Annotated in this window: 8 protein-coding genes; 7 read left to right on the top strand and 1 reads right to left on the bottom strand. The window is 43.7% G+C overall.

All coding sequences use genetic code 11. From position 1 onward, the window contains the following. The first annotated feature begins 476 nt into the window (after positions 1–476). A complete protein-coding gene (locus tag H8A87_RS01925; RefSeq protein WP_198688327.1) occupies positions 477–1,637 on the top strand; it encodes a phospholipase in 1,161 nt (386 codons plus the stop codon). Between the two features lie 80 nt (positions 1,638–1,717). Here H8A87_RS01925 and srmB read toward each other — a convergent pair whose 3' ends face one another. Further along, on the bottom strand, positions 1,718–3,061 hold the full coding sequence (gene srmB, locus H8A87_RS01920) for an ATP-dependent RNA helicase SrmB (protein ID WP_198688335.1): 1,344 nt from the start codon (positions 3,059–3,061) through the stop codon (positions 1,718–1,720). A gap of 143 nt (positions 3,062–3,204) precedes the next feature. Here srmB and trmN point away from each other — a divergent pair, with 143 nt between their 5' ends. From trmN to lepA, 6 genes are all read left to right on the top strand, one after another. Further along, a complete protein-coding gene (gene trmN, locus H8A87_RS01915) occupies positions 3,205–3,957 on the top strand; it encodes a tRNA(1)(Val) (adenine(37)-N(6))-methyltransferase TrmN (protein ID WP_198688326.1) in 753 nt (250 codons plus the stop codon). 375 nt (positions 3,958–4,332) lie between these two features. Then, positions 4,333–4,908, top strand: a complete 576-nt coding sequence (gene rpoE, locus H8A87_RS01910; RefSeq protein ID WP_198688325.1) for an RNA polymerase sigma factor RpoE — start codon at positions 4,333–4,335, stop codon at positions 4,906–4,908. Positions 4,909–4,940: 32 nt separating this feature from the next. Continuing rightward, positions 4,941–5,597: an anti-sigma-E factor RseA gene (gene rseA, locus H8A87_RS01905; protein WP_198688324.1), complete on the top strand. Its 657-nt coding sequence runs from the start codon at positions 4,941–4,943 to the stop codon at positions 5,595–5,597. Positions 5,598–5,602: 5 nt separating this feature from the next. Then, the gene (rseB, locus tag H8A87_RS01900) at positions 5,603–6,562 is read left to right on the top strand and encodes a sigma-E factor regulatory protein RseB (protein ID WP_198688323.1); all 960 of its coding nucleotides are present in this window, start codon (positions 5,603–5,605) and stop codon (positions 6,560–6,562) included. Next, a complete protein-coding gene (gene rseC, locus H8A87_RS01895) occupies positions 6,562–7,026 on the top strand; it encodes a SoxR-reducing system protein RseC (protein WP_198688322.1) in 465 nt (154 codons plus the stop codon). Before rseB ends, rseC begins: the two co-directional genes overlap by 1 nt. Positions 7,027–7,237: 211 nt before the next feature. Beyond that, a complete protein-coding gene (gene lepA, locus H8A87_RS01890; RefSeq protein ID WP_198688321.1) occupies positions 7,238–9,034 on the top strand; it encodes a translation elongation factor 4 in 1,797 nt (598 codons plus the stop codon). Positions 9,035–9,043: the final 9 nt, after the last annotated feature.

Here is a 9,043-nt window from a genome sequence, read left to right as displayed (position 1 = left end):
GAATTAAGTCGGTGTCCATATAAGTCATTTATCTCAATGTCATTTTTCTTTAAATCATAGCCCGTCACTTCTTTTTTATACCCAATGAATTTCAAGGCGCAGTATGGCAGAAAATGGGCGAATTACTAAGAGTAGAGGTTGGATTGATATTTAAATATGAAAGTGTGTCAGTATTTATTATGGGTAATGTGTGAAGTGGAATTAATTTATTTTGGAAATCCTGATTAATTTGACCAGAAAGTAATATTTACAAATTAAATATTCACGGAATGAGGTTAATTGCAATTCTATACTCAATAGGTATCAAGTTGCAGTTTGAAAGACGTAAGATATAGTTGTTAATCCTCGTTTACTACATGGATTTTAATTTTGTTAATTAAAAATTAAAATTGTTTTAAATATGTTAAAAATTCTGCCGATAGATAATTAGGGTTTTTTAAATTACACCTAACCTGAACAATCTGTAGGAGAATTTTATGACTTTATCAGTAAATGCCAATTCTTTCAGTGAATTAGGGATCTATTCATTACAAGGAAATTCTCTGCATCAATCCAATTCCCCTGCACCGTCGCCACTAGACAAAGCGGCTCAAGTTTCCGCCCCAGCCATCTCATTTTCAGAAAATACCAAGCAAGTTAATGCACTCTATCAATCATTGGTCAATGATTTAAATGCCAGTGCGATGGCATCGCCCGGATTGAAAGCCAATGATATTGCGGGCAAGCAATCTCAACTGATCGATTATGCTCTGACACTGGTTACTCGTGATGTTTATCGACAAAGAAGTTTAGGAATTGGCGATTATGTGCGTCTGTCCAATGATGACTTAGCAAAAGCAGGCATTGATCCCAAGACTTTGAATGATAGTTCAACAGGGTTTCAAGCCGGAGTGTACCAAAATAAAGGGTTATATATTGTCTCTTTCACTGGGTCGAATGAGTTGCAAGATTTCATGGTAAGCATTCGTCAGGGGATTGGTTACAAAGAAGAACAATATAATCAAGCTGTGGAGTTGGCGCATAAGGCGTTAAAGACATTTGGTGAAAATGTGATTTTCACCGGGCACTCATTAGGGGGCGGATTGGCAACGGTGGCTGCGCTGGTGACAGGAAAACCAGCGGTCATTTATAATTCCGTTGGTGTCTCAGATACCACACTGAAGCATATAGGGGTATCACCTGAAGTAGCTCGTGAATTGGCAAATAACGGATTGATACGCCACTATGCCGTCCAGCATGATTGGCTGGGGAATTTGCAAGAAATATTGTCAACGCCTAAACCTATGGGACACAAAATAGAGCTTAAGTATGAATTGGGAAGCATATGGGATGCTTTGCCTCATCGATATGGATTTCGCTCATTTAAAGCACATTTTTTGGAGGCCGTGCTGGAGCTGATGACGGATCAGAAACCTTGGTTAAATAATGGCAATACCATGTTGGCGTCAACTGATGGTATAGATGGTATAGATGGTATAGATGGTATAGATGGTATAGATGAGGATACGCTTTCCTTGCAAGCACCCTCTTTGCAAACATTGGCAATGGCGATGGATGATCCTGCAATCAGAGAGCAATTTGAGGAAGCTTATCAGCAAATCACATCACAGAGAGGTGAACAGCAGTACAGGGTGTAATGCCCGGAGTGAGTGGATTATCTGGTGTGGAAGGGTGAAAGAGGCGAAGTCATTCAATAACTTCGCCCGTATTCTGATAATTAATCGTTGCTAGATTCAGTCACTTCTGGTTTAAGATTGCCAGAAGAGGTACGACGTTTACCGATGTTTTTGCTGTCACGATGGCGAACTTTCACTCGTTTTACCTTCTTCAAATCTTCGACTTTTTTCTTCTCTTTGCGTTTTTCCAACACCTTTTTGGACGGTTTATAGCTCTTTTTCTCACTTGGCGCTTTGGTTTGCGGGCGAAGTTCATCTACGACCCGAATTTTCATAGGCTCGTTGAGATAACGGCTGATTTTCCCAAGCAGTGGGTGATCGTGAGATTCAACTAATGCAATGGCAGTTCCCTTGCGGCCTGCGCGGGCAGTACGGCCAATACGATGCAGGTAGACATCCGCAGTACGAGGTAAATCAAAGTTAAAGACGTGGCTGACGTTTTCAATATCTAATCCACGGGAAGCAACATCAGTTGCAACCAACACGCTGACTTTGCCATCATTTAGGCGTTTCACCGCATCTGTGCGCTTGGCTTGTACCATTTCACCTTCAAGGAAACAGGCCTGAATTCCCGCTTGGCTCAACCAATCAACAAGCTCGCGTACACGCTCACGTTTGCGCACAAAAACAATGGATTTTGTCACATCAGGCTGCTGGAGAAGGTTACACAGCAAGGCTGTTTTATGCTCTAACGTATCGGCCCGATAATAAAATTGCTGAATTTTCTTGCGTTCGCGGCGAGAAGGCTCTGCATCGATCTCAACAGGATCGGTTAACAGACGCTCGGCGAAATCACGTATGGATTCACCCTCTAGCGTTGCGGAAAATAACAGCGTTTGTTTGCGCCAGCGAGTTTCACCCGCAATGGTTTCGACGTCGTTGGCGAATCCCATGTCCAGCATGCGATCAGCTTCATCAAGGATCAGTGTTTCCACTGCACGGCAGTCGAAGTTTTCTTCTTTTATGTATTGCAGCAGACGTCCAGTCGTTGCGACAACAATATCCTGATTCTCACTGAATACCTCTGCGTGATTCATGTAGGCAACACCGCCAGTGATTGTGGTGATATCCAGATGGGTGTGGGCCGCAAATTCTTTTGCCTGTTCTGCAACCTGCATTGCCAATTCACGGGTGGGAGTCAAAATCAGGATACGCGGTGGCCCCGATTTTTTACGAGGGAAATCCAGTAAATGTTGTAGTACCGGCAGCAGATAAGCGGCGGTTTTGCCTGTACCGGTGGGTGCTGAGCCAAGTACATCACGCCCATCCATGGCAGCGGGAATGGCTGCCTCCTGAATCGCTGTCGGGCGTTCGTAGCCTTTATCGTTCAGTGCATCAAGCAGGGATTCATCAAGTTCGAATTCGGAAAAGTTTGTTGCAGTCATCATATACCTCTGTTTGGGCCGCCGATTATAAACAGGTTAGTCACATTCTTCATCCTATAAAAGCATCTCATGAGCAGGTTGCTTTTATCCGCGGGCCATAAGATTTATGCTATGACGAATTTTTATTTCAGCAGATATGACTCATGGCATTGATATATAAACCCGCTTTTCGCCGCGGTGGTTTTACATTTAAACAGTTTTTTGTTGGACATGATAAATGTGCGATGAAAGTCGGGACGGATGGTGTGTTATTGGGAGCCTGGGCGCCAGTATATAACAGGAATCGCTGTCTGGATATCGGATGTGGCAGTGGTTTGATTGCTTTAATGATAGCCCAGCGTACTGAAGAACATACCGTTATTGATGCGGTGGAACTGGATGTTTTTGCCGCAATGCAGGCGGTTGATAATGTGCAACAATCACCGTGGCCTTCGCGTATTACGGTATACCAGCAGGATATACATGAACTGGTGCGACAACATGTACAGCAGAATAATCCTCAATATGATTTAATTGTCAGCAATCCCCCGTACTTTGAACCCGCCATTGCATGCCGGAACGAAGCACGCAATCAAGCCCGCTATACGGAGTCATTGACTCATCAGGGATTATTGGCGTGTGTACGAGAATTGATTAAACCGACGGGATTATTTTGTGTGGTATTGCCTTATGGCATTGGTAAACAATTTGAAAAGATGGCGGTGAATTTGGGATGGTTTACCCATGTACGTGTCAATATTCGTGACAGGTCGGATAAGCCGTTGCACCGTTTGTTGCTGGGATTATCCCTACAAGAGCAGGAAACTCAGGTGAGTGAATTAACGATTCGTGCCTTGGATGGTGCATATTCAGACGAATTTCGCCAGTTGGTAACAGATTTTTATCTTTATTATTGATAAGGTTAGAATGACTTAGACGATGAAGCTGATTTTGCTGTGCAGTAGGGCAATACTTGCTTTTATCTCGAATTAAAATCGCGTGTACTGTGAAATAGAGACTATGATTTGTACTATATATACCCCATATGCCCAATAAATTTCGAGCTGCAATGCGGCGATAAGTGAACGTTATTAAAAATAAATCGCTTGAAAGATTAATGGTATAGAAGAAGTGCAATACAGAATAACCGGTGGTTGTAATATAAAATTGCGGCCAAAGTTGAACTTCACAGTAAATTGATACTCAAAATCATGCTTGTTCGAGAAAGCAGGACATCATAGTGGTTTAATAAGTATAAATGTGGAGTTTTACCTCAGGAGAGTGAACCTCGGATGAGCGAGCAGTTAACGGATCAAATGCTAATTGAACGGGTCCAGAAAGGCGACCAAAAAGCATTTAATTTGCTGGTGATGAGATACCAGCACAAAGTGGCGAGCCTGATTGCTCGTTACGTACCTCAAGGTGACGTTCCTGATGTTGCTCAAGAGGTTTTTATTAAGACTTATCGTGCGCTTTCTTCTTTCCGTGGTGATAGTGCTTTTTATACGTGGCTTTACCGTATTGCTGTTAACACTGCGAAAAATTATTTAGTTGCTCAGGGGCGTCGTCCTCCATCTAATGATTTGGATGCTAACGATGCAGAAAATTATGATACGCCAAGTTCATTGAAAGAAATTTCGAACCCTGAGAACTTAATGTTGTCTGAAGAATTGAAGGCAGTGGTTTTCCGTACTATTGAATCGCTTCCGGAAGATTTGCGGGTAGCGATTACGTTGAGGGAGTTGGATGGGTTGAGCTATGAAGAAATAGCCGTCATCATGGAATGTCCTGTAGGCACTGTGCGTTCACGAATTTTCCGGGCAAGGGAAGCTATTGATAATAAAATTCAACCACTAATCCAACAGTAGTGGGACAAAACAATATTTAAGGGTACTTTGGCATGCAAAGAGAGAAACTTTCTGCATTAATGGATGGAGAAGCTCTTGATAGTGAAGTAATTCATTTGGCCTCTGAAGATGCAGTCATGCAGAAACAGTGGGAAAGGTATCATCTTGTCCGTGATGTGCTGCGTGGTGATGTGGGGGAAGTGTTGCATCTGGATATCGCGAGTCAAGTAGCACTGGCGCTTGAGAAGGAAGCTATCCATATTAATCCAGCGGCTGTGCTGGAGTCTCAGCCAAAACCTGAAACATGGGCAGAAATTTCATTCTGGAATAAGATTCGCCCATGGACAAGCCAGATTACACAAATTGGTGTTGCTGCATGTGTATCTTTGGCCGTGGTTATTGGTGTTCAGCAATATAATAGTGATAGCGGTATTGAAGCGGAGACTCAATTTGATGCACCGGTCTTCAATACATTGCCTGTAATGGGGTCTACTTCATCCGTCGGTTTAGCTACTTCAGTCGATGATGAAAGCCTTGGTGGTGACTTGAGCATGCAAGTTCGGGAAAGCAGTAAACGAATTGATGCGATGTTGCAGCAGTATGAACTTGCCCGACGCATTCACTCCGATAAAAATTATGGGATTACACAGGCTAATCAGCCTCTTGGAGTGCAGGTGCAGCAGGTACAACAACAGCAACAACAACACTAAGATTAATGAAACGTATTTGGTTTTTCATTTTTTTATTGGCGAGTAGCCTGTTAAATCCTTTAAAAGCCTCGGCACAGCAAAACGGTGCCGAGGCTTTGTTGCAGGATATGAGTAATGCCGTACAAACGCTGGATTATGAGCTTGGTTTCATCAATTTAGAGCAACAATTCCTTGTTCCCTTGCGTTATCGTCATGCCATTATTGATGGTCAGCCCATTGCTCAAATCATACAGATGGATGGTTCGCGCCGAGAAATTATCCAGCGCGGGGAACAAATCAGCTATTATGAGCCAGGTCTGGATTCATTCAGCTTGCGTGGCAACCATATTGTCGACTATCTCCCACCGATTATTTTTGCCAACTTTGCACAATTGCAGAAGTTTTATCGTTTCATTGATGCGGGTAGTACGCACATTGGCGATCATCCAGTGAGCTTTGTACGCATCATATCGAAAGATGAATCCCGCTATAACTATAACCTTCTGATTGACGAGAAAAGCCATCTCCCTTTGCTGATTTATCTTTTGGATCAGGATAATACAACAGTCATTGAACAATTTCGTGTCGTGTCATCAATAGTGAATGGCTACATTAAAAAAGAACTGAGGGCCATTACTGATTTGAAATTACCGCCCATGTTGCTCATTCCGCCTTCCGAAAAATTGAAATTTAATTGGCAGGTTGGAAATATGCCTGAAGGTTTCAAAGAAATTTCCCGTAACAACCGTAAGCTGTCAGAGACAGAATGGTTAGAATCCATCATGTATAGTGACGGGTTATTTAATTTCTCTGTAAATATCGTGAACTCAAACAAAGAGGCCGTTGATGAACAACCATTTCGGCAAGGCAGGAGAACGGTTTATACTTTGGTCAGAGGTAAAAATAGCATTACAGTCATTGGTGAACTGCCTTTCGCAACAGCGAAGCGGATTGCGGTAAGCGTGACGTTTACGGGAGAAAACTGATGGTTAAAGAATGGGCGACGGTTGTCCGGTGGCAAAAAGGCCGGGCATTATTGAGTTACGGCTCATCCTCAGGTTGTGGCAGTTGTCAGGCAAAAGCCGCCTGTGGCTCTTATTTACTGGAAAAAATAGGGCCAGAAAGCGTCCATCAGTTGGAATTGGAAATCTCCCAGCCCCTTCAACCGGGGCAGAAGGTCGAAGTGGGCATCCCTGAAAGTAGTTTGTTACGTTCAGCAATGCTTGTTTATTTAACGCCATTATTGGGGTTATTTTTGGGAGGTGCGCTTTTCCAGTCTTGGACGGCTGACCAGTTATCGATATGTTTAGGAGGGATTGGCGGTGGATTTGCCGGTTTCTTCATCGCCCGCAAGATTGCTGCGTATTGGGATAATCTGCAAGCATACCAGCCTGTTGTGTTACAAATTGGTTTACCTCCCGATACGATTAAGGTTCTACAGCAAGAATAATCTGTTTTACCATACGAGTTTCAACTTTACTTGTCATACTGAAAACCACCGGGCCGCACTGAAAACCACAGGCATGACTAGGTTTTCACAGGTTTGGCATGTAGAATACGGCTCCTCAGGCCAGTGGCCGAACCAATAAACTGTCGCTTTATGTCCATCAGTGTGTCCATAGGCGAATGATTCAGAAATATTAAGGCAAAAAGATTTAATAATGAAGCAAATACGAAATTTCTCCATTATCGCCCACATTGACCACGGTAAGTCCACATTATCTGACCGGATTATTCAAATCTGTGGGGGATTGTCAGATCGCGAAATGGAAGCGCAAGTACTGGATTCAATGGATCTTGAACGTGAACGTGGCATCACTATCAAGGCACAAAGTGTAACGCTTGATTACAAGGCAAATGACGGACAAGTCTACCAGTTAAACTTTATCGATACGCCAGGGCATGTTGACTTCTCTTACGAAGTTTCCCGCTCGCTGGCTGCCTGTGAAGGTGCCTTGTTGGTTGTTGATGCGGGTCAGGGCGTTGAAGCTCAGACTTTGGCTAACTGCTATACCGCCCTCGAAATGGATCTGGAAGTGGTTCCAGTTCTGAACAAAATTGACCTTCCTGCGGCTGAACCAGAGCGTGTCGCAGAAGAAATCGAAGACATTGTTGGCATTGATGCCACAGACGCTGTCCGTTGTTCTGCAAAAACTGGCGTTGGGGTACAGGATGTGATTGAACGTCTGGTGAAAGAGATCTCACCACCGGCAGGCGATCCTAATGGGCCATTACAGGCTCTGATTATTGACTCATGGTTTGACAATTACCTTGGTGTTGTTTCACTTGTCCGTGTTAAAAACGGTACTTTGCGTAAGGGTGACAAAGTCAAAGTAATGAGCACCGGGCAGGTATATAACGCTGACCGTCTGGGGATCTTCACACCGAAGCGTATCGATCGTGATGTGTTGAATTGTGGTGAAGTAGGCTGGTTAGTCTGTGCTATCAAAGATATTTTGGGTGCGCCAGTGGGGGATACCCTGACAACTGCACGTCAACCTGCGGAAAAAGCATTGCCTGGCTTTAAAAAGGTCAAGCCTCAGGTTTATGCGGGCCTGTTCCCAATAAGTTCTGATGACTATGAAGCCTTCCGTGATGCGTTGGGTAAACTAAGCCTAAATGATGCGTCATTATTCTATGAGCCAGAAAGTTCCACCGCATTGGGCTTCGGTTTCCGCTGTGGTTTCCTTGGCTTGCTGCACATGGAGATCATTCAGGAACGTCTGGAACGTGAATATGATCTCGATTTGATTACGACAGCACCGACGGTTGTTTATGAAGTTGAGACAACGAGTGGTGATATTATTCACGTTGATAGTCCATCCAAATTACCGGCATTAAACAATATTCAGGAATTGCGTGAGCCGATTGCGGAATGTCACATGTTGTTGCCGAAGGAATACCTTGGCAACGTCATTACGCTCTGTGTGGAAAAACGCGGTATACAGACTAATATGGTTTATCACGGTAATCAGGTTGCACTGACTTACGAAATCCCCATGGCTGAAGTTGTTCTGGATTTCTTTGACCGGTTGAAATCAACATCTCGTGGTTATGCATCTCTGGATTATAATTTTATCCGCTTCCAGAACTCAGACATGGTACGAGTGGATGTTCTGATTAACGCTGAACGTGTTGATGCGTTGGCATTGATCACGCATCGTGACAACTCGCAATACCGTGGGCGTGAGTTGGTGGAAAAAATGAAAGAGTTGATTCCACGTCAGCAATTTGACATTGCAATTCAGGCTGCCATAGGGACTCACATTATTGCTCGCGCTACCGTTAAACAGTTACGTAAAAACGTACTGGCAAAATGTTATGGTGGTGATGTCAGCCGTAAGAAAAAGCTATTGCAGAAACAGAAAGAAGGTAAAAAACGCATGAAGCAGGTCGGAAATGTTGAACTTCCGCAGGAAGCCTTCTTAGCGATTCTGCATGTTGGAAAAGATAATTAACAAGGTTGT

It is taken from the genome of Xenorhabdus lircayensis, from assembly GCF_016306625.1.
GTDB lineage: Bacteria > Pseudomonadota > Gammaproteobacteria > Enterobacterales > Enterobacteriaceae > Xenorhabdus > Xenorhabdus lircayensis.
Note: the sequence above shows the minus strand (reverse complement) of the source record. Positions and strands in the feature narration are given on the sequence as shown.

Coding starts and splice junctions, on each gene's coding strand:
- rseB (WP_198688323.1), top strand. CDS start 5,603: ATGAAACGTATTTGGTTTTTCATTTTTTTATTGGCGAGTAGCCTGTTA.
- lepA (WP_198688321.1), top strand. CDS start 7,238: ATGAAGCAAATACGAAATTTCTCCATTATCGCCCACATTGACCACGGT.
- srmB (WP_198688335.1), bottom strand. CDS start 3,061: ATGACTGCAACAAACTTTTCCGAATTCGAACTTGATGAATCCCTGCTT.
- rpoE (WP_198688325.1), top strand. CDS start 4,333: ATGAGCGAGCAGTTAACGGATCAAATGCTAATTGAACGGGTCCAGAAA.
- rseC (WP_198688322.1), top strand. CDS start 6,562: ATGGTTAAAGAATGGGCGACGGTTGTCCGGTGGCAAAAAGGCCGGGCA.
- H8A87_RS01925 (WP_198688327.1), top strand. CDS start 477: ATGACTTTATCAGTAAATGCCAATTCTTTCAGTGAATTAGGGATCTAT.
- trmN (WP_198688326.1), top strand. CDS start 3,205: ATGGCATTGATATATAAACCCGCTTTTCGCCGCGGTGGTTTTACATTT.
- rseA (WP_198688324.1), top strand. CDS start 4,941: ATGCAAAGAGAGAAACTTTCTGCATTAATGGATGGAGAAGCTCTTGAT.